Annotated in this window: 26 protein-coding genes; 13 read left to right on the top strand and 13 right to left on the bottom strand. The window is 69.9% G+C overall.

The window, feature by feature from the left end; genetic code table 11:
- Nucleotides 1-77 precede the first annotated feature (77 nt).
- The 4 genes from rpsF (at nt 78) to rplI (ending at nt 1785) form a co-directional block, all read left to right on the top strand.
- Nucleotides 78-368, top strand: coding sequence for a 30S ribosomal protein S6 (rpsF, locus tag ABT041_RS00130; RefSeq protein ID WP_015034882.1), 291 nt, complete (start codon nt 78-80; stop codon nt 366-368).
- 74 nt (nt 369-442) lie between these two features.
- Nucleotides 443-1027, top strand: a complete 585-nt coding sequence (locus ABT041_RS00125; RefSeq protein WP_351176423.1) for a single-stranded DNA-binding protein — start codon at nt 443-445, stop codon at nt 1025-1027.
- 56 nt (nt 1028-1083) lie between these two features.
- Nucleotides 1084-1320, top strand: a complete 237-nt coding sequence (rpsR, locus tag ABT041_RS00120; protein ID WP_005315025.1) for a 30S ribosomal protein S18 — start codon at nt 1084-1086, stop codon at nt 1318-1320.
- A gap of 18 nt (nt 1321-1338) precedes the next feature.
- Nucleotides 1339-1785: a 50S ribosomal protein L9 gene (gene rplI, locus ABT041_RS00115; protein WP_053640001.1), complete on the top strand. Its 447-nt coding sequence runs from the start codon at nt 1339-1341 to the stop codon at nt 1783-1785.
- 106 nt (nt 1786-1891) lie between these two features.
- On the opposite strand, the gene ABT041_RS00110 is transcribed toward rplI, so the two are convergent.
- Entirely contained in the window at nt 1892-3229 is a 1338-nt protein-coding gene (locus ABT041_RS00110; protein WP_351176420.1) for an MATE family efflux transporter, read from the bottom strand.
- A gap of 424 nt (nt 3230-3653) precedes the next feature.
- Between ABT041_RS00110 and dnaB the strand changes: the two genes are divergently transcribed.
- Together dnaB and ABT041_RS00100 are read left to right on the top strand one after the other, a co-directional pair.
- Entirely contained in the window at nt 3654-5135 is a 1482-nt protein-coding gene (gene dnaB, locus ABT041_RS00105; protein ID WP_189804935.1) for a replicative DNA helicase, read from the top strand.
- 45 nt (nt 5136-5180) lie between these two features.
- Complete coding sequence (locus ABT041_RS00100) at nt 5181-6563, top strand: serine hydrolase domain-containing protein (protein WP_351176417.1); 1383 nt, start codon at nt 5181-5183, stop codon at nt 6561-6563.
- Nucleotides 6564-6621: 58 nt separating this feature from the next.
- On the opposite strand, the gene ABT041_RS00095 is transcribed toward ABT041_RS00100, so the two are convergent.
- The 3 genes from ABT041_RS00095 to ABT041_RS00085 all read right to left on the bottom strand — a co-directional run bounded on the left by ABT041_RS00095 (nt 6622) and on the right by ABT041_RS00085 (nt 8556).
- On the bottom strand, nt 6622-7074 hold the full coding sequence (locus ABT041_RS00095) for a GNAT family N-acetyltransferase (RefSeq protein WP_351176414.1): 453 nt from the start codon (nt 7072-7074) through the stop codon (nt 6622-6624).
- A gap of 57 nt (nt 7075-7131) precedes the next feature.
- Nucleotides 7132-7605, bottom strand: coding sequence for a MarR family winged helix-turn-helix transcriptional regulator (locus ABT041_RS00090; protein ID WP_351176411.1), 474 nt, complete (start codon nt 7603-7605; stop codon nt 7132-7134).
- Nucleotides 7606-7692: 87 nt separating this feature from the next.
- A complete protein-coding gene (locus ABT041_RS00085) occupies nt 7693-8556 on the bottom strand; it encodes a GNAT family N-acetyltransferase (protein WP_351176408.1) in 864 nt (287 codons plus the stop codon).
- A 206-nt stretch (nt 8557-8762) separates the two neighbouring features.
- Between ABT041_RS00085 and ABT041_RS00080 the strand changes: the two genes are divergently transcribed.
- Together ABT041_RS00080 and ABT041_RS00075 are read left to right on the top strand one after the other, a co-directional pair.
- Nucleotides 8763-9425, top strand: coding sequence for an HAD family hydrolase (locus ABT041_RS00080; RefSeq protein WP_351176406.1), 663 nt, complete (start codon nt 8763-8765; stop codon nt 9423-9425).
- A 104-nt stretch (nt 9426-9529) separates the two neighbouring features.
- A complete protein-coding gene (locus ABT041_RS00075) occupies nt 9530-10723 on the top strand; it encodes a globin domain-containing protein (RefSeq protein WP_502976304.1) in 1194 nt (397 codons plus the stop codon).
- A 107-nt stretch (nt 10724-10830) separates the two neighbouring features.
- Here the strand turns inward: ABT041_RS00075 and ABT041_RS00070 are convergent, their stop codons facing one another.
- The 5 genes from ABT041_RS00070 to ABT041_RS00050 all read right to left on the bottom strand — a co-directional run bounded on the left by ABT041_RS00070 (nt 10831) and on the right by ABT041_RS00050 (nt 14486).
- On the bottom strand, nt 10831-11310 hold the full coding sequence (locus ABT041_RS00070; RefSeq protein WP_351176404.1) for an NUDIX domain-containing protein: 480 nt from the start codon (nt 11308-11310) through the stop codon (nt 10831-10833).
- 35 nt (nt 11311-11345) lie between these two features.
- Nucleotides 11346-12242, bottom strand: a complete 897-nt coding sequence (locus ABT041_RS00065) for a LysR family transcriptional regulator (protein WP_351176401.1) — start codon at nt 12240-12242, stop codon at nt 11346-11348.
- Between the two features lie 229 nt (nt 12243-12471).
- Entirely contained in the window at nt 12472-13611 is a 1140-nt protein-coding gene (locus ABT041_RS00060) for a cystathionine gamma-lyase (RefSeq protein WP_351176398.1), read from the bottom strand.
- Nucleotides 13608-14099 (bottom strand): low molecular weight protein-tyrosine-phosphatase, encoded by a 492-nt coding sequence (locus ABT041_RS00055; RefSeq protein ID WP_351176395.1) that lies wholly within the window; start codon nt 14097-14099, stop codon nt 13608-13610. The genes ABT041_RS00060 and ABT041_RS00055 overlap by 4 nt, the downstream gene beginning before the upstream one ends.
- 9 nt (nt 14100-14108) lie before the next feature.
- Nucleotides 14109-14486 (bottom strand): phage holin family protein, encoded by a 378-nt coding sequence (locus ABT041_RS00050; RefSeq protein ID WP_086823855.1) that lies wholly within the window; start codon nt 14484-14486, stop codon nt 14109-14111.
- Nucleotides 14487-14537: 51 nt separating this feature from the next.
- Here ABT041_RS00050 and ABT041_RS00045 point away from each other — a divergent pair, with 51 nt between their 5' ends.
- The 4 genes from ABT041_RS00045 to ABT041_RS00030 all read left to right on the top strand — a co-directional run bounded on the left by ABT041_RS00045 (nt 14538) and on the right by ABT041_RS00030 (nt 16826).
- On the top strand, nt 14538-14855 hold the full coding sequence (locus ABT041_RS00045; protein WP_030685701.1) for a cupin domain-containing protein: 318 nt from the start codon (nt 14538-14540) through the stop codon (nt 14853-14855).
- A gap of 165 nt (nt 14856-15020) precedes the next feature.
- Nucleotides 15021-15239 carry a DUF5326 family protein gene (locus ABT041_RS00040; RefSeq protein ID WP_351176390.1) on the top strand — a complete coding sequence of 73 codons (219 nt, stop codon included), beginning with the start codon at nt 15021-15023 and terminating at the stop codon, nt 15237-15239.
- A 237-nt stretch (nt 15240-15476) separates the two neighbouring features.
- Complete coding sequence (locus ABT041_RS00035) at nt 15477-16247, top strand: IclR family transcriptional regulator (RefSeq protein WP_351176388.1); 771 nt, start codon at nt 15477-15479, stop codon at nt 16245-16247.
- Between the two features lie 138 nt (nt 16248-16385).
- On the top strand, nt 16386-16826 hold the full coding sequence (locus ABT041_RS00030; protein ID WP_351176385.1) for an SsgA family sporulation/cell division regulator: 441 nt from the start codon (nt 16386-16388) through the stop codon (nt 16824-16826).
- Between the two features lie 156 nt (nt 16827-16982).
- Here the strand turns inward: ABT041_RS00030 and ABT041_RS00025 are convergent, their stop codons facing one another.
- On the bottom strand, nt 16983-18305 hold the full coding sequence (locus ABT041_RS00025; protein ID WP_351176382.1) for a YibE/F family protein: 1323 nt from the start codon (nt 18303-18305) through the stop codon (nt 16983-16985).
- A 199-nt stretch (nt 18306-18504) separates the two neighbouring features.
- On the opposite strand from ABT041_RS00025, the gene thiC reads away from it, so the two are divergent.
- Entirely contained in the window at nt 18505-20289 is a 1785-nt protein-coding gene (gene thiC / locus ABT041_RS00020) for a phosphomethylpyrimidine synthase ThiC (protein WP_351176379.1), read from the top strand.
- 119 nt (nt 20290-20408) lie between these two features.
- On the opposite strand, the gene ABT041_RS00015 is transcribed toward thiC, so the two are convergent.
- The 3 genes from ABT041_RS00015 to ABT041_RS00005 form a co-directional block, all read right to left on the bottom strand.
- Nucleotides 20409-21047: a hypothetical protein gene (locus ABT041_RS00015; protein WP_351176376.1), complete on the bottom strand. Its 639-nt coding sequence runs from the start codon at nt 21045-21047 to the stop codon at nt 20409-20411.
- A gap of 159 nt (nt 21048-21206) precedes the next feature.
- Nucleotides 21207-22712, bottom strand: a complete 1506-nt coding sequence (locus ABT041_RS00010) for a metallophosphoesterase (protein WP_502976303.1) — start codon at nt 22710-22712, stop codon at nt 21207-21209.
- 285 nt (nt 22713-22997) lie between these two features.
- Nucleotides 22998-23339 (bottom strand): substrate-binding domain-containing protein (locus ABT041_RS00005; RefSeq protein ID WP_351176373.1); only part of this gene is annotated, 342 nt, incomplete at its 5' end.

Here is a 23339-nt window from a genome sequence, read left to right as displayed (position 1 = left end):
ATACCGTTGCTTACGCATCACGACCCTCCTGCCACGGAACGACCGTGGCCGCTGAGTCCAAAGGAGGTGGGTTCCACATGCGTCACTACGAGGTGATGGTCATCCTCGACCCCGATCTCGAGGAGCGCGCTGTCTCCCCGCTGATCGAGAACTTCCTCTCCGTCGTCCGTGAGGGCAACGGAAAGGTCGAGAAGGTCGACACCTGGGGCCGTCGTCGTCTCGCCTACGAGATCAAGAAGAAGCCCGAGGGCATCTACTCGGTCATCGACCTGCAGGCCGAGCCTGCGGTCGTCAAGGAGCTCGACCGCCAGCTCAACCTGAACGAGTCGGTCCTCCGGACCAAGGTCCTCCGTCCCGAGACCCACTGAGCATCTAGCTCAGAGGTCATCGGGTTCGAGTAGCAACACAGCAGCCAGAAGCAAACCCGCCGAGAGGTTCCCCCATGGCAGGCGAGACCGTCATCACGGTCGTCGGCAATCTTGTCGACGACCCCGAGCTGCGCTTCACCCCGTCCGGTGCGGCGGTCGCGAAGTTCCGTATCGCGTCCACCCCCCGCACCTTCGACCGTCAGACCAATGAGTGGAAGGACGGCGAGAGCCTCTTCCTGACCTGCTCGGTCTGGCGTCAGGCGGCGGAGAACGTCGCCGAGTCGCTCCAGCGAGGCATGCGCGTCGTCGTGCAGGGCCGGCTGAAGCAGCGGTCCTACGAGGACCGTGAGGGCGTCAAGCGCACGGTCTACGAGCTGGACGTCGAGGAAGTCGGCCCCAGCCTCAAGAACGCCACGGCCAAGGTCACCAAGACCACCGGTCGCGGCGGCCAGGGTGGATACGGCGGCGGCGGCCAGCAGGGCGGCGGCGGTGGCGGCTGGGGTGGAAACTCCGGCGGTCCCCAGCAGGGTGGCGGCGGTGCTCCCGCCGACGACCCGTGGGCGACCGGCAGCCCCTCCGGCGGCGGCCAGCAGGGCGGCGGCGGTGGCGGCTGGGGTGGAAACTCCGGCGGCGGCTACTCGGACGAGCCCCCCTTCTAGGGCACGCCCTGGAAGCAGCTCGTACCCCCACTTCTTGATCACACAGGAGAAACACCATGGCGAAGCCGCCTGTGCGCAAGCCTAAGAAGAAGGTCTGCGCGTTCTGCAAGGACAAGACCGCGTACGTGGACTACAAGGACACGAACATGCTGCGGAAGTTCATTTCCGACCGCGGCAAGATCCGTGCCCGCCGCGTGACCGGCAACTGCACGCAGCACCAGCGTGACGTCGCCACGGCCGTCAAGAACAGCCGTGAGATGGCGCTGCTGCCCTACACGTCCACCGCGCGATAAGGGAAGGGTGACCGAAAAATGAAGATCATCCTCACCCACGAGGTCTCCGGCCTCGGTGCCGCTGGCGACGTCGTCGACGTCAAGGACGGCTACGCTCGCAACTACCTGGTCCCGCGCGGTTTCGCGATCCGCTGGACCAAGGGTGGCGAGAAGGACGTGGCGCAGATCCGCCGCGCCCGCAAGATCCACGAGATCGCGACCATCGAGCAGGCCAACGAGATCAAGGCCCAGCTCGAGGGTACGAAGGTCCGCCTGGCCGTTCGCTCCGGCGACGCCGGCCGTCTCTTCGGCTCCGTGACCCCGGCCGACATCGCCTCGGCGATCAAGACCGCGGGTGGCCCCGACGTCGACAAGCGTCGCGTCGAGCTCGGTTCGCCGATCAAGACCCTGGGCTCGCACCAGGTGTCCGTGCGTCTGCACCCCGAGGTTGCCGCGAAGCTCGGCGTCGAGGTCGTCGCCGCGTAACGCTGCCCTTGGCAGTCTGCGCTCAGCAGTGAGGAAGGGCCGCACCCCCCGGGGTGCGGCCCTTCCGCTGTTCTCCTTCGCTGTTTCACGTGAAACAGCCCCTGTGTCAGCGGGTCGCGCCGGTGACGATCCAGCGGCCGGAGCGCATACGGAACCAGAGAGTTCCCATCCGGACCGCCATCATCAGGGTCATCGCCCACCAGAGCGCCGTGAGTCCGCCGCCGAGCGTCGGGACGAGGAGTGCGACCGGGGCGAAGACGGCCAGCGTGAGCAGCATGGCCCAAGCCAGATAGGGGCCGTCTCCCGCGCCCATGAGGACGCCGTCCAGGACGAAGACGACGCCGGAGATCGGCTGGGAGAGCGCGACGACCAGGAGTGCGGGGAGCAGGGTGTCCTGCACGGTGATGTCGTCCGTGAAGAGCGGCACGAACAGGGGCCGGGTGACGATGAGCAGTGCGCCCAGCACCACCCCGGAGACCGCGCCCCACTGGACCATGCGGCGGCAGACCTGTCGTGCGCCGTCGGCGTCGTCCGCGCCGAGGTAGCGGCCGATGATGGCCTGGCCGGCGATGGCGATCGCGTCGAGCGCGAACGCCGTCAGGCTCCACAGGGACAGGATGATCTGGTGGGCGGCGACCTCCGCGTCTCCCAGCCGGGCGGCGACGGCCGTGGCGATCATCAGGACCGCGCGGAGCGAGAGCGTACGGACCAGGAGGGGGACGCCGGCCTGGGCGGAGGCGCGAATGCCGGCCGGGTCCGGGCGGAGGGAGGCGCCGTGGCGGCGGGCGCCCCGTACGACCACGACGAGGTAGGCGGCGGCCATGCCGCACTGGGCGATGACCGTGCCCCAGGCGGAGCCGGCGATGCCCAGGCCGGCGCCGTAGACCAGGCCGATGTTGAGAGCGGCGTTGGTGGCGAAGCCGGCGATGGCCACGTAGAGCGGTGTACGGGTGTCCTGGAGGCCGCGCAGCACGCCGGTGGCGGCCAGGACCACCAGCATGGCGGGGATCCCGAGGCCGGAGATCCTGAGGTAGGTGACGGCGTAGGGGGCGGCGGTGTCCGAGGCCCCGAACACGTCGACGAGCCACGGTGCCGTGGGCAGGGTCAGCGCGACGACGGCGACGCCGAGGAGGAGTGCGAGCCAGATGCCGTCCATGCCCTGCCGAATGGCGGCCGGGAGATCGCCCGCGCCCACGCGCCGGGCGACGGCGGCCGTGGTGGCGTAGGCCAGGAAGACGAAGACGCTGACGGCGGTGGAGAGCAGGGCCGCGGCGATCGCGAGGCCCGCGAGCTGGGGTGTGCCGAGATGGCCGACGATGGCGCTGTCGACCATGAGGAAGAGCGGCTCGGCGACGAGAGCACCGAAGGCCGGCAGGGCGAGGGAGACGATCTCGCGGTCGTGCTGTCGGCGGACGGCCTTGGGGGTCGCGGGGGCCTGAGTCATGACCTCAATCTAATCTTCCACAGGTAAGAGATGCAATGCCCTACTGATCCTTACTTTTCGCTGGTGCGAGGCTTCGGGTGTGGGCCGTTTGTTCTGATCTTGGTCCGGGGGGAGAACTTTTTCTCCCCCACAGCCCGTGGATGGGAAACGTGCAGGTCAGATGCGTGGGGAGAGGGGCCTTATGAGTTTGTCCACATGGCTGTCCCCCGCTCCGTGCACAGGATCCGGCGAGTTCTCCACAGCATCTGGCCCTTCACCCACAGGGCCTGTGGATAACCAGATTGGCTGACGCCTCCCGCGGGCCTACCGTGGTCCGGCGCCCGACGCGCCAGAAGCGGTCGCAAAGCCACTCTTTGATCAAGGCCGTGGCGTAAGAAAGAGTGGCATGGCGAGGTCCGCGGAGCGGACGGGAGGAGGTGGCTTGGTGAGCGTTCCCGAGCCCATGGACGACCCTTGGGCCGACAGCGGACCGAGCGACCGGCTGCCCACCCGTACCCGAGGCGAAGGGCGCGGCCGTGGCCGCGGGCGGGACGACCAGCACGAGCGGGGCGGCGACGGTCCCTGGGACGGCGGCCTCTCCGGCTTCGAGCGCGTTCCCCCGCAGGATCTCGACGCCGAGCAGTCCGTCCTCGGCGGCATGCTGCTCTCCAAGGACGCCATCGCGGACGTCGTGGAGATCATCAAGGGCAACGACTTCTACAAGCCGGCCCACGAGACCGTCTACGCGGCGATCCTCGACCTCTACGCCAAGGGCGAGCCCGCCGACCCGATCACGGTCGGCGCGGAGCTCACCAAGCGCGGCGAGATCACCCGCGTCGGCGGCGCCTCGTACCTCCACACCCTGGTCCAGTCGGTACCGACCGCGGCCAACGCCTCGTACTACGCGGAGATCGTCCACGAGCGCGCGGTCCTGCGCCGTCTCGTGGAAGCCGGGACCAAGATCACGCAGATGGGGTACGCGGCCGACGGCGACGTCGACGAGATCGTGAACTCGGCCCAGGCCGAGATCTACGCGGTCACCGAGCAGCGCACCACCGAGGACTACCTGCCGCTCGGCGACATCATGGAGGGCGCCCTCGACGAGATCGAGGCGATCGGCTCCCGCAGCGGCGAGATGACCGGTGTGCCCACCGGCTTCACCGACCTCGACTCACTCACCAACGGACTGCACCCCGGCCAGATGATCATCATCGCGGCCCGTCCCGCCATGGGTAAGTCGACCCTCGCGCTGGACTTCGCCCGCGCGGCCTCCATCAAGCACAACCTGCCCAGCGTCATCTTCTCCCTCGAAATGGGCCGCAACGAGATCGCGATGCGTCTGCTCTCGGCCGAGGCCCGGGTCGCGCTCCACCACATGCGCTCCGGCACGATGACCGACGAGGACTGGACCCGGCTCGCCCGCCGGATGCCCGACGTCTCCCAGGCCCCGCTGTACATCGACGACTCCCCGAACCTGTCGATGATGGAGATCCGCGCGAAGTGCCGCCGGCTCAAGCAGCGCAACGGCCTCAAGCTCGTCATCATCGACTACCTGCAGCTGATGCAGTCCGGTGGTTCCAAGCGGCAGGAGAGCCGTCAGCAAGAGGTCTCCGACATGTCGCGAAACCTGAAGCTCCTCGCCAAGGAGCTGGAACTGCCGGTGATCGCGCTCTCCCAGCTGAACCGTGGTCCCGAGCAGCGCACCGACAAGAAGCCGATGGTCTCCGACCTCCGTGAGTCCGGCTCGATCGAGCAGGACGCCGACATGGTGATCCTGCTGCACCGCGAGGACGCCTACGAGAAGGAGTCACCGCGCGCGGGCGAGGCCGACATCATCGTCGGCAAGCACCGTAACGGCCCGACGGCGACCATCACCGTGGCCTTCCAGGGCCACTACTCGCGCTTCGTGGACATGGCCCAGACCTGATCCGACCGGGAAGTCACGTGGCTCGGATCGCGTTGGATGGTGTCTATGACGACATCATTCGAAGCCTTGCTGCCCGGGACCGAGCGGTCGCTCCTCCACCGAGTCGCCGTCGCCCAGACCGAGGGGCGGACGCCTTCCTTCGTGGGGGCGGTGGTCCGTGACGGGGCGTTGGTGTGGAGCGGCTCGCGCAGCTGTGTGGACGGCCACGCGCCCGACGCGGACACGCAGTTCAGGATCGGGTCGATCACCAAGGTGTTCACTGCCGTGCTGGTGATGCGGCTGCGGGACGAGGGCCTCCTCGGCCTCGACGATCCGCTGGGGCGGCACCTCAAGGGAACGGCCGTCGGTGAGGTGACGATCGCTCAACTCCTCGCCCACACCGGAGGTCTGGCGGCCGAGACGCCCGGCGCGTGGTGGGAGAGGTCCTCCGCCGAGCTGCGGCCGGAGCTCTCCGACGTTCTGGGGGAGCAGCCCTTCCTCCAGTCGCCGGGCCGCCGCCACCACTACTCCAACCCCGGCTACACGCTGCTCGGTTCACTTGTCGAGGCGATCCGGGGAGTGACCTGGGAGGAGGCGCTGCGGCGCGAGATCCTGGAACCGCTCGGGATGAGCCGGACGACTCTGGATCCCGTCGCCCCCTGCGCGGGCGGCTGGGCCGTGCACCCCTGGGCCGACGTCATGATGCCCGAGCCGTCCGAGGACCTCGGCCTGATGGCGCCGGCCGGGCAGCTCTGGTCTACGGCCGCCGACCTCGCCCGCTTCGCCGCCTTCCTCGCGGCGGGGGACGAGCGGGTGCTCGCCCCGTCGTCCGTGGAGGAGATGCGGGCCCCGGCCTCCCCGGCCGGGGAAGGCGACTGGGAGGGGAGCTACGGGCTCGGCCTCCAGCTGCTGCGACGGGACGGCCGCACCCTGATCGGCCACACCGGCTCCCTGCCCGGCTTCGTCGCCTGCCTGTGGGTGAGCGTGGAAGACGGCCTTGCCGGGATCGCGCTCTCCAACGCCACCTCGGGCCCGCTGGCCGCGGCTGTGGCCGCCGATCTCGTACGGATCGTGGCGGAGGCGGAGCCGAGGATCCCGGAGCCGTGGCGGCCCCTTCCCGAGGCCGAGGTCGACGAGGAGCTGCTCTCCCTCACAGGGCCCTGGTACTGGGGCACATACGCCTACGGGCTTCGGCTCGGTCCCGAGCGGAGCGTCGTGCTCGAACCCCTGCGGGGCGTCGGGCGACGGGCCCGCTTCCGTGCGCTGCCCGAGGGCGGCTGGGTCGGGCTGAACGGCTACTACGCGGGGGAGACCCTCCGGGCGGTGCGGCGTGCCGACGGCAGCGTGAGCCATCTCGATCTCGGGTCGTTCGTCTTCACGCGGGAGCCCTACGATCCGGCGGACGCGGTCCCCGGCGGCGTGGACGAGGCGGGCTGGCGCGGTCTCTGAGCCGCGGAGAGTTCGGGTGTTTCACGTGAAACCGTCTGGTTTCACGTGAAACACGTCCTCAGAGGCTCTTCTTGAAGCCCACGTGGGAGGCCTCGAAGCCGAGGCGCTCGTAGAAGCGGTGGGCGTCGGTGCGGGTGACGTCCGAGGTCAGCTGGACGAGGCGGCAGTCCTGGCGCCCGGACTCCGCGACCGCCCACTCGATGAGCTGCGTTCCGAGGCCGCTGCCGCGCTCGTCGGCGTGGATGCGGACGCCCTCGATGATCGACCGGGTGGTGCCCCGGCGGGAGAGTCCCGGGATGACGGTCAGCTGGAGGGTGCCGACGACCTTGTCCTCGCGGACGGCCACGACCACGTGCTGGTTCGGGTCGTTCGCGAGGCGCTCGAATGCGGTGAGGTACGGGGCGAGGTCGTCGGGGGATTCACGCTGGGCGCCCAGCGGATCGTCGGCGAGCATCGCGACGATGGCCGGGAGGTCCTCCGCGGTGGCGGGGCGTATCTCAAGATCGCTCATGTCCCGGAGCGTACGCGTGCCTGGGTCACACAGGGGCGCAGCGTGCGCGTGGCCGTGTCACACGGCGGCGCCCACGCCCTCCACGCCCACGCCCTCCACGACCCGGACGAGGGCCGCCAGCTCCGGGTTCTTGGCGGCTTCGTCGAGGGCCTCGCGCAGGGCGCTGTCGTTGGTGGGGCGAGCCTCCTCAAGGAGCTTCATGCCGGCATCGGTGACATCGGTGTAGATGCCGCGCCGGTCGGTGGCGCAGAGGTACCGGGTGAGCAGACCACGGTCTTCCAGCCGGGTGACGAGCCGGGTGGTGGCGCTCTGGCTGAGCACGACGGCGTCGGCGACCTGCTTCATCTGAAGGTGGCCGCCGGGGCCGCTGTGCTGACGGCTGAGGACGTCGAGCAGCGAGTACTCCCGCACGCTCAGACCGTGCCCGGACTCCAGGGCGCGCTCGATGTGCGCCTCGATCCTGCCGTGCAGCAGGGAGAGGGCGCACCAGCGCTGGGACAGCGCGGTGAGTGCGGGGTCCGTGGCGGTCATGGTCTCTCCTCGGTCTGTCACGGCGCCGGGGCGGCTCACGATCCAGGGTAGAGGAAGCAACGCAATTATGGGCGTCTGCAAGTAAACCTATCCGGCGGCGACCGTCAGGGGTGCGTAGCGCCGTCGCCAGTCGCCGGGGAGGTCGGGCAGGGAGCGGATCATCACCGACGTGGTGGTGATCGTGTCAATGCCGTTCTCCTTCGCCCAGCCGAGCAGGGAGGTGTGGCGTACGTCGATGTCGGTGCGCAGCGGCCGGTCGGTGGCGGCCGCGAGGGAGGCGATCAGAGCCTTGGCCGTACCGGGGTCCCGGGCGATCAGAGGACCGATGACATGGGTGTCCATGTTGGGCCAGGCGGCCGCGAAGCCGGTGATCTCGCCGTCCTCTTCCGCGACCCGGAGGTGGTCAGCGAAGGCCGGGAGGCGGGCGAGGAGGTGGGTGCGGTCGAGACCGAAGACCTCGTGGTCCAGGCGCAGGACGGCCGGGAGGTCCTCCGCCGTCGCCGGGCGGACCGGGATGTCCGGGGCGGGTGCGGTGAAGGTGAAGTGCCCCCGCACCATCTCCGAGCGGCTCGTCTCGATGAAGCCCAGCTGCTCGTACAGGGGCTGACCGTTGGCCGTGGCGTACAGCGTGAGCGGGGTGTCCCCGGCCTCCGCGAGGACGTGCTGCATGAGCCGGCGTCCCACGCCCTGGCGTGCGTACCGCTCGGCGACGAGCACCATGCCGATGGCGGCGAGCCCGGGTCCGTACGAGGTGACCACGCAGCAGGCGGCGAGGCCGGGGCCGTCGGGGTCGTCGATGCCGTAGCCGGTGCCGGCGGTGAGCAGCAGTCCCCACTTGTGTTCCTCGCGTAGCCATCCCCGGTTCTCGGAGAGGTCGGAGCAGGCGAGGAGGTCCTTCGAGGTGAGGCGCCGGATCGGGAGCTGAGCGAGGGGAGCGGGGGAAAGCGGCATGCCTTTCAGGCTGTCCCACGCGATGATCTGTCGTCCACCGCTTTAACGGATCCGGGCGCGACCCCACCGGCCGCTCGCCGACGACCCACGGGCTGCCCCCCGCCGACCCACCTGCCGATCCACAACGACCCGCTGGCCGGATACGCGCTGACCCCTCTGGCCGATATACCGAGGAGTCGTTGCTTCCGTCCCCTGGCACACGGACGATGTTTCACGTGAAACCCCGAGACCCCCGCGCCCGACGACTGCATCTCTTCGACCTCGACGGCACCCTGATCCGGGGTTCGGCCGCTGCTGTGGAGATCTCCAGGCAACTGGGTCTGGTGGAGGAGATCACCGCGCTGGAAGAGGGGTTCTTGCGGGGGATGACGCCGGACGAGTTCGCCGTCCAAGCCCATGCGCTCTGGTCCGCGCTCACCCCCGAGCAGGTCGGGGCGGCCTTCGAAGGGGCGCCCTGGCTCGTGGGCATCCGCGAGGTCTGGGCCGACATCCGGGCCCAGGGGGACCGCTGCGCGGTCATCTCGCTCTCGCCCGACTTCTTCGTCGAGCGACTTCTCGACTGGGGTGTCGACACGACCCACGGTTCGCTCTGGCCGGCGGTCCCCTTCACGGAGCCGATCCACCGGCCGGGCATTCTCGACGCCGGAGCGAAGGTGCGCATCGCGCGGGAGCTCTGCGCGGGGTACGGAGTGGACCCGGCCGACTGCGTCGCGTACGGGGACTCGATGTCGGACGCGGAGCTCTTCGCGATCGTGCCGGAGACCGTGGCGGTCAACGCGGACCACCATCTGGCCGGGCTGTCCCGACACAGCTACTCCGGAGGGGACCTGCGCGAGGCCTACGCCCTGGTCCGAAACAGCGCAGCCTAACCAGAAACCCGGGCCTATGGCCCGAGAATGCCACTTTCTGCCCGAAGCGCCGGTGGCAAGCCCCATGCTGCGATCAGGAAGCCGGCCAGCGCGAGGCGAGGCAGATGATGGATGCTCCGACCACCACGACGGACGAACGGGAGTCCCCGACGGCGGACGGGAAGGAACCCCGGATATCCGAGGGAGCCTCCGCCGACGCCGCGCTCGTCCGACGCACCCTGGCGGAGATCGCACCGGTCGCCGATCGGGTGACCTCGTACTTCTACGCCCTGCTCTTCATCCACCACCCCGAGCTGCGCGAGATGTTCCCCGCTGCCATGGACACCCAGCGGGACCGGCTTCTGAAGGCTCTGCTGACGGCGGCCGAGCACATGGACGACACCCCGGTCCTCACCGCGTACCTGGAGAACCTCGGCAGGGGACACCGGAAGTACGGAACCCAGGCCGCCCACTATCCGGCCGTCGGCGAGGCCCTCATCGGCGCTCTCGTGCGGTACGCGGAGAAGACCTGGGACGAGGAGACAGAGGCCGCCTGGGTCCGCACGTACACGACGATCTCCCAGATCATGATCGACGCGGCTGCGGAGAACGAGCGGACCGCCCCCGCCTGGTGGCAGGCCGAGGTGGTCTCCCACGACCTGCGCACCCCGGACATCGCCGTCGTCACGCTCAGGCCCGACCAGCCCTACCCCTTCCTCGCCGGGCAGTACACGACGCTGGAGACCCCGTGGTGGCCGCGGATATGGCGCCACTACTCCTTCGCCTCCGCACCCCGGCCGGACGGGCTGCTCTCGCTCCACGTCAAGGCCGTCCCGGCCGGTTGGGTGTCCAACGCGCTGGTCCACCGGGCACGCCCCGGGGACGTGCTGCGGCTGGGCCCGCCGGCCGGCTCCATGACGGTCGACCACTCCACCGACACGGCCCTGCTCTGCATGGGCGGCGGCACCGGGATAGCGCCGATCAAGGCGCTGGTCGAGGACATCGCCGAGCACGGCGACCGGCGCCCGGTCGACGTCTTCTACGGGGCGCGCAGCGGACACGACCTCTACGACATCGACACCATGATGCGGCTGCAGAAGACCTTCCCCTGGCTCTCCGTCCACGCGGTCACCGAGGAGCAGGGGCGGCTGCCGGACGCGGTCTGCCGCTACGGCCCGTGGAACGAACGCGACGCCTATCTCTCGGGCCCGATCGACATGGTCCGCCGCGGGGTGGACGCCCTGCGCGGAGCCGGGGTCCCCTCGGACCGCATCCGCCATGACTTCCTGGCGGAGCTCGCCTCCGCGGGCGTGAGCTAGGGCCTGTCTGACAATTCCCGCCGGGTCTGGCCCGCCCGGCACGCACGCTCGCCGATCGCACGCACCGGACGACCCGGCCTGATCCGGCGCGCATTGTCAGACAGGCCCTAGCCCAGGTCGGGGGCGTGCATCGCGCGGACGCCCTCGATGTTGCCGTCGAGGTAGTGGCGCAGGGAGAGCGGGACGAGGTGCACGGCGGCGATGCCGACCCGGGTGAACGGCACCCGGACGATCTCGTACTCGCCGACCGGTTCCTCGACCTCGGGGCCGTGCCGCAGGGATGGGTCCATGGAGCCGAGCCTGCACACGAAGAAGTGCTGGACCTTCACCCCGGAGACCCCGCCGTCGACGATGTGCTCGACGGTGTCGACGAAGCAGGGCACCACATCGGTGATCTTGGCCCCGAGCTCTTCGAGTACTTCGCGGTGCAGGGCCTCGACAACGGTGGCGTCGGTGGGCTCCACGCCGCCGCCGGGCGTGACCCAGTACGGATCCATCCCGGGCTTGGTCCTCTTGATGAGGATCAGGTCATCCCCGTCGAGCAGGATGGCGCGTGCGGTGCGCTTGATCACGGGCCGTTCGGTCATGGGAAGAAAATGGCCCGTCCGAGGTGTCCTGAAACTCACCAGTTCCCGGCGGCGCGCAGCAGCTCCTCATGGGCCCCCGCGAGGGGGGTGAGCGCGAGCGTCCCCGTCCGCGCGACGAGGAAGTACGTCCGGAGCGGAGGGATCGGGGGATCGAGCAGCGCCACGAGCAGGCCCCGCCGCAGGGCGTCCTCACAGAGGTAGCGGGGCAGGACGGCCAAGCCGGCACCGGAGGCGGCCGAGTCCCGCACGGCCCGCAGGTCAGGGGCGATGACGGTGGCGGCGGCCGCCGGTTTGGTCTCGAAGACACTCGCCCAGTAGCGGGAGACGAAGGGCAGGGACTCGTGGACCTCGACCACCGGCAGCTGTTCCAGGACCACCGCCCCCTCGCTCAGGAGCACCTCGGGGGAGAGCCGGGCGGCCCAGCGCGGGGCCGCGACCAGGACGTGCTCCTCGTCGCAGAGCGGGGTGGAGACGAGCAGACCGCCACGCGGGCGGGCGGTGGCGATGGCCAGATCGTGATGGCCCGCGGCGAGTCCGTCGAGGATCTCCTCGGTGGTGCCGGGGAAGGAGGCCCGCACGGCGAGCCCCTGCTCGACCAGCGGGGTGAGGGCGGGCAGTGCACGGAGTGCGGTGAACTCCGGTGGCCCGGCGAGATGGAGGGTGCGGACCGCGCTCTCCTCGTCGAGCCCGGTCCCGGCGATCGCGACGAGGGCGTCCAGATGGGGTGCCGCTCGGTGAGCCAGTTCGTCGCCGATGGTCGTCGGGGTGACTCCGCGCGCCTGTCTGAGGAAGAGCGGCCGGCCCAGCTGTCGTTCCAGGGTCCGGATCTGGCTGGTGACGGCGGGCTGGGACAGGCCGAGGAGCGCGGCCGCGCGGGTGAAGGAGCCGGCCCGGTGCACCGTGACGAACGTGCGCAGCAAGGCCAGATCCATCTCCGCCCCCTCCCGGCCGTGCGGCCGTTCGACTCAGGCGGTCGGCTGACTGCGCCTCAGGACCGTCCAACTATAAATAAGTCGATAGGTCGCTGTCGCTACCGTGATTGGACACTGACGCACAGTCAACTAGCCTTGTTCAGGCGGTCTCCGCGCGTGGAACCGAGGGCGTTCCGAGCCATGAGGGGGGAGGCTCGGAGCGCCTTCGGTCCGTGCCCCCGACCCGTGATCAGCCCGCGCTTCCGGCCTCGTCGAGGGCGCGCAGCACATCGGCGATCAGGTCCTCCGGGTCCTCGGCTCCGACCGAGAAGCGGATGAAGCCCTCCGCGACCGCGTCCCCGCCCCAGCGCCCGCGCCGCTCCGCCGTGGAGCGCACCCCGCCGAAACTGGTGGCGTCGTCCACGAGCCGCAGCTCCTCCAGGAACCGCTCGGCGCGCTTCCGGTCCGCCAGCTCGAAGGAGACCACGGGGCCGAAGCGCCGCATCTGCCGTGCGGCCACCGCGTGCGAGGGGTCGTCGGGCAGGCCCGGGTAGCGAAGCCCGGTGACGTCCGCGCGTCCGGCGAGCGTTTCCGCCAGGGCCAGCGCGGTGGAGCACTGCCGGTCGATCCGCAGCTGGAGCGTGGCGAGCGACCGGTGGGCGAGCCAGGCCTCCATGGGACCGGGGATGGCGCCGACGATCTTGCGCCAGCGTCGTACCTCCGCCGCCAGCCGGGGATCCCGGCAGCTCACATGGCCGAGCAGGATGTCGCCGTGCCCGGTCATGCCCTTGGTGTCGCTGGCCACGGAGAAGTCCGCGCCCAGGGCGAGCGGGCGCTGGCCGAGCGGCGTGGCGAGGGTGTTGTCGACGGCGACGAGCGCCCCGGCCGCGTGCGCCTCCCGCACCAGACGGCGGATGTCGCAGACGTCGAGACCGGGATTGGAGGGGGTCTCGATCCACAGCAGCCGGGCCCCGTCCAGTACGGACAGCTGGGCGTCGCCGCCGGTCGGCGCGGTGCGGACCTCGACGCCGTACGCCCGCAGCTGCTCGTGCAGCAGGGGCAGGGCCTGGTAGCCGTCGGACGGCAGCACCACCGCGTCGCCGGACTTCAGCTGGGAGAGCAGGACGGCGGAGATCGCGGCCATGCCGGAGGCGAAGACCAGTGTTTCCACGCCCTCCTCCCCCGGCGCCTCGAGCTCGCCGATCGCCCGCTCCAGATGCGTCCAGGTCGGGTTCTCGTCACGGCCGTAGGTGTACGGGCCGGTCGGCTCGCCCGGCAGATGGAAGTGGGCCGCGAAGACCGGCCCCGGCAGGGTCGGTTCGTACTTCACGGGCTCGGGCAGCCCCGCCCGTACCGCTCTGGTGCCGTCGCCGAGTTCCTCGTGCGTCACGGTGTCCGTTCCTCCAGTTCCGTGCGTACGGCCGCGAGCAGTCCTTCGCTCGCGGCCTCCACCATCTCCAGACACTCCTCGAACTCCGCGCGGCCCCCGTAGTAGGGGTCGGGGACGTCGAGTCCGGATCCCGCGGCAGGGTCGTAGGAGCGCAGGAGCCGTATCCGCGCCGCCTCCTCGGGGGTGCGGGCCAGCCGCCGCAGCTCGCGCAAATGCCCTTCGTCCAGGGCGATGACCAGGTCGAGGGCGGGGAACCACGAGGAACGGAACTGCCGTGCGATGTGCGCGGAGGTGTATCCGTTCTCGTCGAGCACTGCGACCGTGCGCGGATCGGCTCCGTCGCCCTCGTGCCAGCCTCCGGTGCCCGCGCTGTCGATCACCACCAGCTCGCCGAGGCCGGCCTCCTCCACCCGACGGCGGAAGACGTGCTCGGCCATCGGCGAGCGGCAGATGTTGCCCGTGCAGACGAAGCAGACGCGGTAGGTCATGGATTCCACTCAGTCGCCGTCGGGGAGCACGACGTTCAGCGCCCAGGAGACGACGGAGATGATCAGGCCGCCGAGGACGGCGGTCCAGAAGCCCTCCACGTGGAAGCTGAGGTCGAGCTGGTCGGCCAGCCAGGACGTGAGGAGCAGCATCAGGGCGTTGACCACCAGGGTGATCAGGCCGAGGGTCAGGATGAAGAGGGGAAGCGTCAGCAGCTTGACGATGGGCTTCACCAGGAAGTTCACCAGACCGAAGACCAGGGCGACGAGAATGAGCGTCCAGGCCTTCTTGGCGGTGCTGTCGCCGGTCAGGGTGATGTCCTGGAGCAGCCAGATGGCGACTCCGAGGGCGCCCGCGTTCGCGAGCGTCTTGACTACGAAATTCTTCATGTGTCTGATCGTGGCAGACGTGATCGGGCCGAGGGCAGGGGCGAGCAGGCGATGAAGGCATTCCGGCTGGACGAACTGGAGGCGGAGCGCGCCGCGAACAAGGGTGCGTACCTCCAGTTCCTGCGCGAGCGGAACATGTCGGTGGGCCTGTACGCGCTGGACGCCGGGGAGCTCGACCCGCAGCAGCCGCACGGCCAGGACGAGGTGTACTTCGTGGTCAGCGGCCGGGCGGCGATCACGGTCGGGACGGAGACGACGCAGGTGGCGCGGGGCAGTGTGGTCTATGTGCCGGCCGGGGTGGAGCACAGGTTCCACCACATCAGCGAGGACCTGCGGGTCATGGTGGTCTTCTCCCCGCCGGAGAGCTGAGCCGGACCCGGAGGCCGAGGGGCCTGGGAGACCCTGAGCCCCTAGGGGTCGGATCAGGGGAGAGCGGGGGCCGCAGGGCCCCCACGGGCTTCCTCCCGCCCCTAGCCTTGAGAGTGTTCGGGCGCGGAGTGCGCCGAGCGGTTCTTCGAGAGCGAGGTAGGGACGATGGCCGTACGGGAGATTCTCGCGGGGATGCCCTGGTGGGTGAAGTGGGTCGCGATACCCCTTCTCGCCCTGTTCGTCTTCGGCGGGCTGATCACCAGCGTCCTGACCTTCGTGGTCGCCGTGCTCTTCAAGGTGCTGCTCTTCGTGGCGCTCGTCGCCGGACTCGTCTACGTCGTGCGCAAGTTCAGCTCCTCCGCACGGTCGCGCGGGGACTGGTAGCACAAGCTACTGATCAGTATGAAGGCGATGGAGGGCATTAGCCCGCGCGAGGGAACGCGCCGGGCTAATCAGGGTATGGGCCCAGGGCCTGCCACTAGAGTGGAATCCCTCCGCCGCGTTGGGGACTACAGGCGTAGACCTCGGTACTGACCAGCGGTTTCCAAGGCCCGGCGGGCGCGCGGGGGCGGCCCCCGCGGGCGGGTGCACTGCATCCGTTGTCACGCCTGGGGGTGACCTTTGGCCACGGCTACGCAGACGGCTGCGCCTACCCTGATCGGCTCGGTGCAGCGAGCGCTGAGGCTCCTGGAGGCCGTTGCCTCCCATGCGGAGGGCGCCCCGGCCAAACAGCTCGCCCGCGAGACGGGCCTTCCGCTTCCCACCACGTACCACCTGCTCCGCACCCTGACGCACGAGGGCTATCTGCTCCGCGACAAGGGTGTGTTCGTCCTAGGCGACGCCGCCGTCCGACTGGCCGGCGGCGGAGATGTGCAGAATCGTCGCATCAAGATCGAAGACTCCCTGGCCCACTGGCGGGACGAGATCGGCGTGCCCATCTACTTCGCCCTCTACCGCGAGGGGGAGATCGAGCTCGTCGCCGTCGCCGACACTCCCAACGCCCCCGCGGTGGAGGAGTGGGCGGACTTCCGCGAGACCGCGCACGCCCACGCGATCGGGCAGTGCCTCCTCAGTCAACTCGATCTGAAATCTCGTCAAGACCACCTCGACCGCCACCCGGTGGAAGCCATCACTCCGTACACGGTGCGTAACCAGCGCGTCTTTTTGGAGCGTTTGGGCAGTTTGGACCGAATGGAACCCGTGGTGGAGCGTCAGGAATATGCGCTCGGCACGGTCTGTGCCGCCATCCCCATCACTGCGGGTTCCACGGCGGCCACGATGGCGATTTCCCTCCCCCTTCACCAGGAAGAACGGTTGCTCCCAGCAGTCGAGCGGCTACGTACCGAGATCGGAAAGCTCTTCGGCTCGCTCGCGTTCTCTATCAGTATCTGAAAAATCACTCCTTGTGATCTGCTAGCGCGTACAGCACGATTGCGTCAAGAGGGCCACGGGGGATCATTCCTGGCCGTTTCGGTCACAGCTTTCAGCAGCTGTGTTTACACAACTGCTTCATCTACTGCGGGGTACACGATGCGAGAGTCCGTTCAGGCCGAGGTCCTGATGAGCTTCCTCGTCTCCGAGGAGCTCTCCTTCAAGATCCCGGTCGAACTCCGGTATGAGACCCGGGATCCCTACGCGGTGCGGATGACCTTCCACCTCCCCGGAGACGCACCCGTGACCTGGGCGTTCGGACGGGAACTGCTGCTCGACGGGATCAACCGGCCGAGCGGGGACGGGGATGTGCACATCGCTCCGACGGATCCGGAGGGACTCTCGGACGTCTCCATCCGGCTCCAGGTGGGCGGCGATCGCGCGCTCTTCCGGGCCAGTGCGCCGCCACTGGTCGCCTTCCTCGACCGAACGGACAAACTGGTTCCACTTGGTCAGGAACGGACACTGGGCGACTTCGAGGACAACTTGGAGGCCGCACTGGGCCGGATTCTGGCCGAAGAGAACGCCGGGCCCGCCTGAGCGCGCGCCCGCTGAGCTGCTCGGTCCGAGCCGTCTCAGCCCCGTCGCCCCGCGTGAGCGCGATCGTTCGAGCCGGACCCTCCCCGAGCCGGGCCGGCCCGAGCCCTCGCCACGTAAGCCTCACTCGCCACGTACGCATCACTCAGCAGATACAGCTCACTTGGCGCGGCGGCGCCGCCCTCCCCGCGCCGCCGCGAGCTTCGCGCCTCCGGACGCCGGCCGGTCGGCGGAGACGACCAGCGCCGCGAGCGCCGTGGTGACCGGCACGGACGCGACCAGACCGATCGACCCGACCAGCGTCCGGACGATCTCCTCCGCGACCAGCTCGCTGTTGGCCACCGTCCCCATGCTGCTCTGGGCGATGGAGAAGAGCAGCAGCAGTGGCAGGGCGGCACCCGCGTAGGCGAGCACCAGGGTGTTCACGACCGAGGCGATGTGGTCGCGGCCGATTCGGATCCCGGCCCGGTACAGCCCGCGCGGCCCCATCCCCGGATCGGCCTGGTGCAGCTCCCAGACGGCCGACGTCTGGGTCACCGTCACGTCGTCGAGCACACCCAGCGAACCGATGATGATCCCGGCCAGGAGCAGACCGGACATGTCGATCTCGGGATACAGGCCGTGGATCAGACCGGTGTAGTCGTCGGTGTTGCCGCTGAGCGCGGTCCAGCCGATGAAGAGCGAGCCGAGCAGACCGATCAGGAGCAGTGAGATCAGCGTGCCGAGCACGGCGACCGAGGTGCGGGCCGAGAGGCCGTGGCACATGTAGAGCGCGATCAGCATGATCGCGCTCGACCCGACCACCGCCACGACCAGCGGGTTCGACCCCTCCAGGATCGCCGGAAGGATGAAGTACGTCAGCACGAGGAAGCTCACGGCGAGCGCGATGAGCGCCATGACGCCCCGCATCCGGCCGACCAGCACGACCGCGACGGCGAAGATGCCGGCGAGCACCGCCAAGGGCAGCTTGCGGTTCACATCGGTCACCGAGTACTGCAGGTCGCGCGGGGCGTCGGGGGCGTACGCCACCACCACGCCCTGGCCCTCGTGCAGTTGACGCGGCGCGTCCGGCTGCACGATCTCGACGAACCTCCGCCCCTGGTCCGGGCCGCTGGTGACCTCGATCGTCGCCTTCTCGCACTGTCCCTGCTGGGCGTTGACCGCCTCGCGGCCCTCCGGGGTGGAGGTGTCGCCGGTCGGCGGGACCTGGGCGGCGTTCACGTCCTTGCAGTCGACGTGCTCGACGGAGACGACCTTCCCCTGCTGGGTCTGCCGGTCGAAGCCGACACCGGTGCGCTCGTGCGCCGGGGTGCCACCCGGCCAGAGGACCACGAGCCCCACGACGACCGCCGTGGCGAAGGGGATCAGGATCGCGGCGATGACTCTGCGCAGATGCCGAGAGACGGGAGCGGCGGGGCCGTGGCTGTGGGAATGCGAGTGCCCATGGCCATGAGGTTCGGGGGTCTGCTGGGGGAAAGTCACCGACCGATCATCGCAAGAACGGCGGGGGCCCACTGTTCAGCACGCCCGGGATGACGCTAGCGTGGTGGCACCTTTGCACACGCGGGAGCTCGGAGCACCGGGCTGAGAGGGCGCTGATCACCGTACGCACGTACGGGAGGAGGCTGCGCCGACCGCCGAACCTGTTACCGGGTAATGCCGGCGTAGGGAGATCGGTCTCATGACCATTCAGGATGCACGCACGCCTGCCTCCGACCAGAACCAGACCGACGGGCAGGAGCGCACGCCGGGCTGGCACAAGGGGTACGTCCAGGGCTCGCGCCCCGATCTTCGGGTGCCGGTCCGTCAGGTGCACCTCACCAACGGCAAGGACGTCACGCTGTACGACACGTCCGGCCCGTACACCGACCCCACCATCGACACCGACGTCCGCCGGGGCCTTCCGCCGCTGCGCGAGAACTGGATCATCGCGCGCGGTGACACCGAGGAGTACGCGGGCCGTCCGGTCCGCCCCGAGGACGACGGCATCAAGCACACCTCGCCGCGCGGCGGCGGGCTGAAGAACCTCGACGCCGTCTTCCCCGGCCGCCCCCGCCTGCCGCGCCGCGGCCGCACCGGCCAGGCCGTGACCCAGCTCGCGTACGCCCGCCGGGGGGAGATCACCCCGGAGATGGAGTACGTGGCGATCCGCGAGAACGTCTCCCCCGAGGTCGTACGGGAGGAGATCGCCGCGGGCCGCGCCGTGCTGCCGGCGAACGTGAACCACCCGGAGATCGAGCCGATGATCATCGGCAAGCGGTTCCTGGTGAAGGTCAACGCCAACATCGGCAACTCCGCCGTCACCTCCTCCATCGAGGAGGAGGTGGAGAAGATGACCTGGGCGACCAAGTGGGGCGCCGACACGGTCATGGACCTGTCCACCGGCCGCAACATCCACACCACCCGCGAGTGGGTGCTGCGCAACTCCCCCGTGCCGATCGGCACCGTGCCGCTCTACCAGGCCCTCGAGAAGGTCGACGGCAAGGCCGAGGAGCTGACCTGGGAGATCTACAAGGACACGGTCATCGAGCAGGCCGAGCAGGGCGTGGACTACATGACGGTGCACGCCGGCGTGCTCCTGCCGTACGTGCCGCTCACCGCCCGCCGCAAGACCGGCATCGTCTCGCGCGGCGGCTCGATCATGGCCGCCTGGTGCCTGGCGCACCACAAGGAGAACTTCCTCTACACGAACTTCGAGGAGCTCTGCGAGATCCTGGCGGCGTACGACGTCACGTACTCGCTCGGCGACGGCCTGCGCCCCGGCTCGATCGCGGACGCCAACGACGAGGCCCAGTTCGCGGAGCTGCGGACGCTCGGCGAGCTGAACACCATCGCCAAGCGGCACAACGTGCAGACGATGATCGAGGGCCCCGGGCACGTCCCGATGCACAAGATCAAGGAGAACATCGACCTCCAGCAGGAGATCTGCGAGGAGGCGCCGTTCTACACGCTCGGCCCGCTGACCACGGACGTCGCCCCGGCGTACGACCACATCACCTCGGGCATCGGCGCGGCGATGATCGCCTGGTGGGGCACGGCGATGCTCTGCTACGTCACGCCCAAGGAGCACCTGGGCCTGCCGAACCGCGACGACGTGAAGACCGGCGTCATCACGTACAAGATCGCGGCTCACGCGGCGGACCTGGCCAAGGGCCACCCGGGCGCGCAGGAGTGGGACGACGCACTGTCGGACGCGCGCTTCGAGTTCCGCTGGGAGGACCAGTTCAACCTGGCCCTCGACCCGGACACCGCCCGCGAGTTCCACGACGAGACGCTCCCGGCGGAGCCCGCGAAGACGGCGCACTTCTGCTCGATGTGCGGGCCGAAGTTCTGCTCGATGAAGATCTCCCAGGACATCCGTCGTGAGCACGGCGGCACGCAGCAGGAGATCGAGGCCGGCATGGCGGAGAAGTCGAAGGAGTTCGCGGCGAGCGGCAACCGGGTCTACCTGCCGCTGGCCGAGTAGTCCGGAGCGGTCTGAAGCAGTCCGGAGCGGTCCGGATTGGTCCGGAGCGGTCTGAAGCAGTCCGAAGTGCTCCGGAGTGGTCCGGAGCAGTCCCGTGCAGTCCCCGGGCCGGCCGATCCTCAGGGATCCGGCTGGTCCGGGGGGTCGGTCGCGGCGAGTGCCGCGCGGAGGAAGGGCAGGATGCCGCGTTCCAGGAGGGCGCGGCGCCAGGCCTCCCGGGCGCGGGTGAGCTCGTCGTCGGCCGGGGCGGTCCCATCCGCCGCGGCCGGTCTGTTGCGCAGGGCGGTCAGGAGGAGTCCGGCGCCCGCGCTGAGCAGGCCGGCGGCGGCGAGGGCGGCGAAGACGAGGCCGGCCGTCAGCAGGGTCTCGCCGAACACGACCGTGGGGGCGAGGGCGTGCAGGACCGCCCCCACCAGCAGGAGTATCGCGGCGGCGGTGCCCGCGAGGACCGGCACCATCACGGTGACGATGGCGACGACCCCGGCGCCCGTGCCGGGGTCCGCCAGGGGTATGCGGGTGTCGATGGCCACGCGGTTCTGCTCGCGGACCTTCACGAAGTGGTCGTACTCGCTCGCCGCGGCGGTGGTGATCAGCGCTGTCGCGTTCAAGGTCATGGCGCGCAGCTGCGCGACCGTGAGCCGTGTCCCGACCCCGTCGAGATCCGGACGTGCGTGGGCGGTGCTCAGTGCGTCGTCGAGGACCCGCTCGTACTCGGCACGGTCCTCGGTCAGCAGGTGCGGAGCCACGTTCATGTGCATCCCCCGATGCTCCGTAGGCCCGGATCAGCCGTGGGAAACGGTCGGTTGGGCGGAAACGGAGGAGAGCCTGCTACGGATGACCCGATGGTATTGCGGTGACACCACGGCCTGACAGGGTGTTTCCGGAAATCGACTTCCCCGGATGCGCAGGGTTATGCGTCAGCCGTTCAGGGGGAGTTGGACGACCAGTAGCTTTCCGGCCATGGTCACGCCGCCGTCCATGGCGATCGCGAGACCGTCGGCGTACACGTGCGGGCCGTCGACGACCGGGCCGCCGCCGTCCTCGCCGTCCTCCGTGCCGACCTGGCCGAGGAGGTACGGGATGGGGCTGTGGCCGTGCACGATCCGGCGGCCGCCGTAGGTGGAGAGCAGCTCCTGGACGGCCTGCGGGCCGCCGTCGTCGCGGAACGCGAAGCGCTTGGTGAACTTGCGGAAGAGGTCCCAGACCTCGTCGGCGTCGTTCCGGTTGAGGACCTCGTGGACCGTGTCGTTGACGTCCTCGATGGTCTGGCCGTATTCGAGGTACGCGGTGGTGTCGGAGTGCACGAGGAGGTGGTCGTCCTCGCGGACCACGGCGTCCAGCCGGGACATCCACTGGAGGTGGACGTCCTGGAGCCGGTCCATGTCGTGCTTCTGGCCGCCGTTGAGCAGCCAGGCGGCCTGGAAGGTGGCGGTGCCCGCGCCGGAGTTGACGGGCGTGTCGCCGAAGCGTTTGGCGCCGATGAGCAGCAGCTCGTGGTTGCCCATGAGGGCCTTGCAGTAGCCGCCCGCGGCGGCGGCCTCGGCGGAGAGGCGCATGACGAGGTCGATGACGCCGATGCCGTCGGGGCCGCGGTCGGTGAAGTCGCCGAGGAACCAGAGCCGGGCGTTGCCCGCGGACCAGTTGCCGTTCTCGTCGATGAGGCCCTGGGCGTGGAGCGCGGCGACGAGCTCGTCGAGGTAGCCGTGGACGTCGCCGACGACGTAGAGGGGCCCGGGTCCGTCGCCGTTCCCGGGAGCCGGGGTGGAGGCCGGCTGCTCGGGGGTGACGGGGACCTGGACGGTGTCGCCGCGGTTGATGACCGGGAGGTCGCGCTCGGTCGGCGTGTATCCCTCGGGCTCGCCGGCGGGGAAGGCGTTGCCGGGGTGACCGGTGGCGACGGAGACGATGGAGGAGCCGGTCGTGGAGGTGGTGTACGTCGGCGCGAGGCGATGACCCAGGTGGAGGGTGGGAGCGGCGGGCATCGGCGCGGGTTCGGGCACGACTGCGGTTGCCGGTGCCTGCGGCGCGGGGGGTACGGGCGGGGCGGCGGGTGCGGCCTGGGCAGCCGGCGCGACCGGAGTGGCAGGTGCGGCCTGGGCGGCGGGTGCGGCGGTCGGCGGTGCCGGTACGGAGGCGGGCGCGGCGGGCTCGACCGGCGGGGTCGCGGCCACCGGGGCCGGCATCGGGACGGCCTCGACCGGCGAAGGGGCGACCGGGGGCAGGTGCGGGGCGGACGCGGGGTGTTCGACGGCGGTCAGGCGTTCGCTGGGTGCGGCCTCGACCGTCGGAGCAGGCGCCGTCTCCTCCGGGGAGAGGGGCTCGGCGGCATGGCCCTGCACGGGCACGCGGGCGTACGGCGGTACGCGGAAGTCACGCAATGTCGCCGTGCGTACCACGGGCTCCTGACCGGCCCCCTGAGTCATCGACCCCTCCACCACCGTCGCGATGCCCTGCACATCGCGGACCGGCCTGGTCGGGGTGGTCCGCGGTGTCGTCCGCCCATCATAGGAATGAGGGTCCTCCTGTGTGACGCACCAGGGGTGGTGAATCCGGGTCCACTCCGGGTTAACCGGTTGTTTCGCCCGAATTGAGAAGGTCCAGTCCAGGGTAGAGGCCGGTACGGTCACCGGTTTCGCCGTCCCTGCCCACGGGCAGGGGCGGGGACGGCGGTCGGATGACGGCGGGTTCGGGCGCCGCCGCCCGTGGCGTCAGTCCTTCGCGGGTGAGCGCGGCGGGCTGACCGTGGTGCGCGGCGAGCGCCGCTGCGAGGAGGTACGGACGATGAGTTCGGTCGGTATCACCTGCTCGACCGGTCCGTCGGTGTCGATCCCCTCGATGGCGTCGATGAGGAGCTGGACGACGGCCGTGCCGATCCTGCGGGGCTTGAGGGAGAGCGTCGTGATGGGTGGTTCGGTGGTGGCGTAGACGGTGGATTCGCTGCAGCAGACGATCAGGAGGTCGTCGGGGACGCGCAGTCCGTAGCGGCGGGCGGCGGCGAGGAGGTCGGTTCCGTTGGGGTCGAAGAGGCCGTAGACGGCGTCGGGGCGGTC

The sequence above is a fragment of the Streptomyces sp. NPDC002825 genome (assembly GCF_040295385.1).
GTDB lineage: Bacteria > Actinomycetota > Actinomycetes > Streptomycetales > Streptomycetaceae > Streptomyces.
The sequence above is the reverse complement of the archived record's forward strand: the minus strand, read 5'-3'. Positions and strand labels throughout refer to the sequence as shown.

What these genes read in the sequence shown, in the direction of transcription:
- rpsF (WP_015034882.1), top strand. Translation starts at nt 78, where the DNA reads ATGCGTCACTACGAGGTGATGGTCATCCTCGACCCCGATCTCGAGGAG.
- ABT041_RS00125 (WP_351176423.1), top strand. Translation starts at nt 443, where the DNA reads ATGGCAGGCGAGACCGTCATCACGGTCGTCGGCAATCTTGTCGACGAC.
- rpsR (WP_005315025.1), top strand. Translation starts at nt 1,084, where the DNA reads ATGGCGAAGCCGCCTGTGCGCAAGCCTAAGAAGAAGGTCTGCGCGTTC.
- rplI (WP_053640001.1), top strand. Translation starts at nt 1,339, where the DNA reads ATGAAGATCATCCTCACCCACGAGGTCTCCGGCCTCGGTGCCGCTGGC.
- ABT041_RS00110 (WP_351176420.1), bottom strand. Translation starts at nt 3,229, where the DNA reads ATGACTCAGGCCCCCGCGACCCCCAAGGCCGTCCGCCGACAGCACGAC.
- ABT041_RS00100 (WP_351176417.1), top strand. Translation starts at nt 5,181, where the DNA reads ATGACGACATCATTCGAAGCCTTGCTGCCCGGGACCGAGCGGTCGCTC.
- ABT041_RS00095 (WP_351176414.1), bottom strand. Translation starts at nt 7,074, where the DNA reads ATGAGCGATCTTGAGATACGCCCCGCCACCGCGGAGGACCTCCCGGCC.
- ABT041_RS00090 (WP_351176411.1), bottom strand. Translation starts at nt 7,605, where the DNA reads ATGACCGCCACGGACCCCGCACTCACCGCGCTGTCCCAGCGCTGGTGC.
- ABT041_RS00085 (WP_351176408.1), bottom strand. Translation starts at nt 8,556, where the DNA reads ATGCCGCTTTCCCCCGCTCCCCTCGCTCAGCTCCCGATCCGGCGCCTC.
- ABT041_RS00080 (WP_351176406.1), top strand. Translation starts at nt 8,763, where the DNA reads ATGTTTCACGTGAAACCCCGAGACCCCCGCGCCCGACGACTGCATCTC.
- ABT041_RS00075 (WP_502976304.1), top strand. Translation starts at nt 9,530, where the DNA reads ATGATGGATGCTCCGACCACCACGACGGACGAACGGGAGTCCCCGACG.
- ABT041_RS00070 (WP_351176404.1), bottom strand. Translation starts at nt 11,310, where the DNA reads ATGACCGAACGGCCCGTGATCAAGCGCACCGCACGCGCCATCCTGCTC.
- ABT041_RS00065 (WP_351176401.1), bottom strand. Translation starts at nt 12,242, where the DNA reads ATGGATCTGGCCTTGCTGCGCACGTTCGTCACGGTGCACCGGGCCGGC.
- ABT041_RS00055 (WP_351176395.1), bottom strand. Translation starts at nt 14,099, where the DNA reads ATGACCTACCGCGTCTGCTTCGTCTGCACGGGCAACATCTGCCGCTCG.
- ABT041_RS00050 (WP_086823855.1), bottom strand. Translation starts at nt 14,486, where the DNA reads ATGAAGAATTTCGTAGTCAAGACGCTCGCGAACGCGGGCGCCCTCGGA.
- ABT041_RS00045 (WP_030685701.1), top strand. Translation starts at nt 14,538, where the DNA reads ATGAAGGCATTCCGGCTGGACGAACTGGAGGCGGAGCGCGCCGCGAAC.
- ABT041_RS00040 (WP_351176390.1), top strand. Translation starts at nt 15,021, where the DNA reads ATGGCCGTACGGGAGATTCTCGCGGGGATGCCCTGGTGGGTGAAGTGG.
- ABT041_RS00030 (WP_351176385.1), top strand. Translation starts at nt 16,386, where the DNA reads ATGCGAGAGTCCGTTCAGGCCGAGGTCCTGATGAGCTTCCTCGTCTCC.
- thiC (WP_351176379.1), top strand. Translation starts at nt 18,505, where the DNA reads ATGACCATTCAGGATGCACGCACGCCTGCCTCCGACCAGAACCAGACC.
- ABT041_RS00015 (WP_351176376.1), bottom strand. Translation starts at nt 21,047, where the DNA reads ATGCACATGAACGTGGCTCCGCACCTGCTGACCGAGGACCGTGCCGAG.
- ABT041_RS00010 (WP_502976303.1), bottom strand. Translation starts at nt 22,712, where the DNA reads ATGACTCAGGGGGCCGGTCAGGAGCCCGTGGTACGCACGGCGACATTG.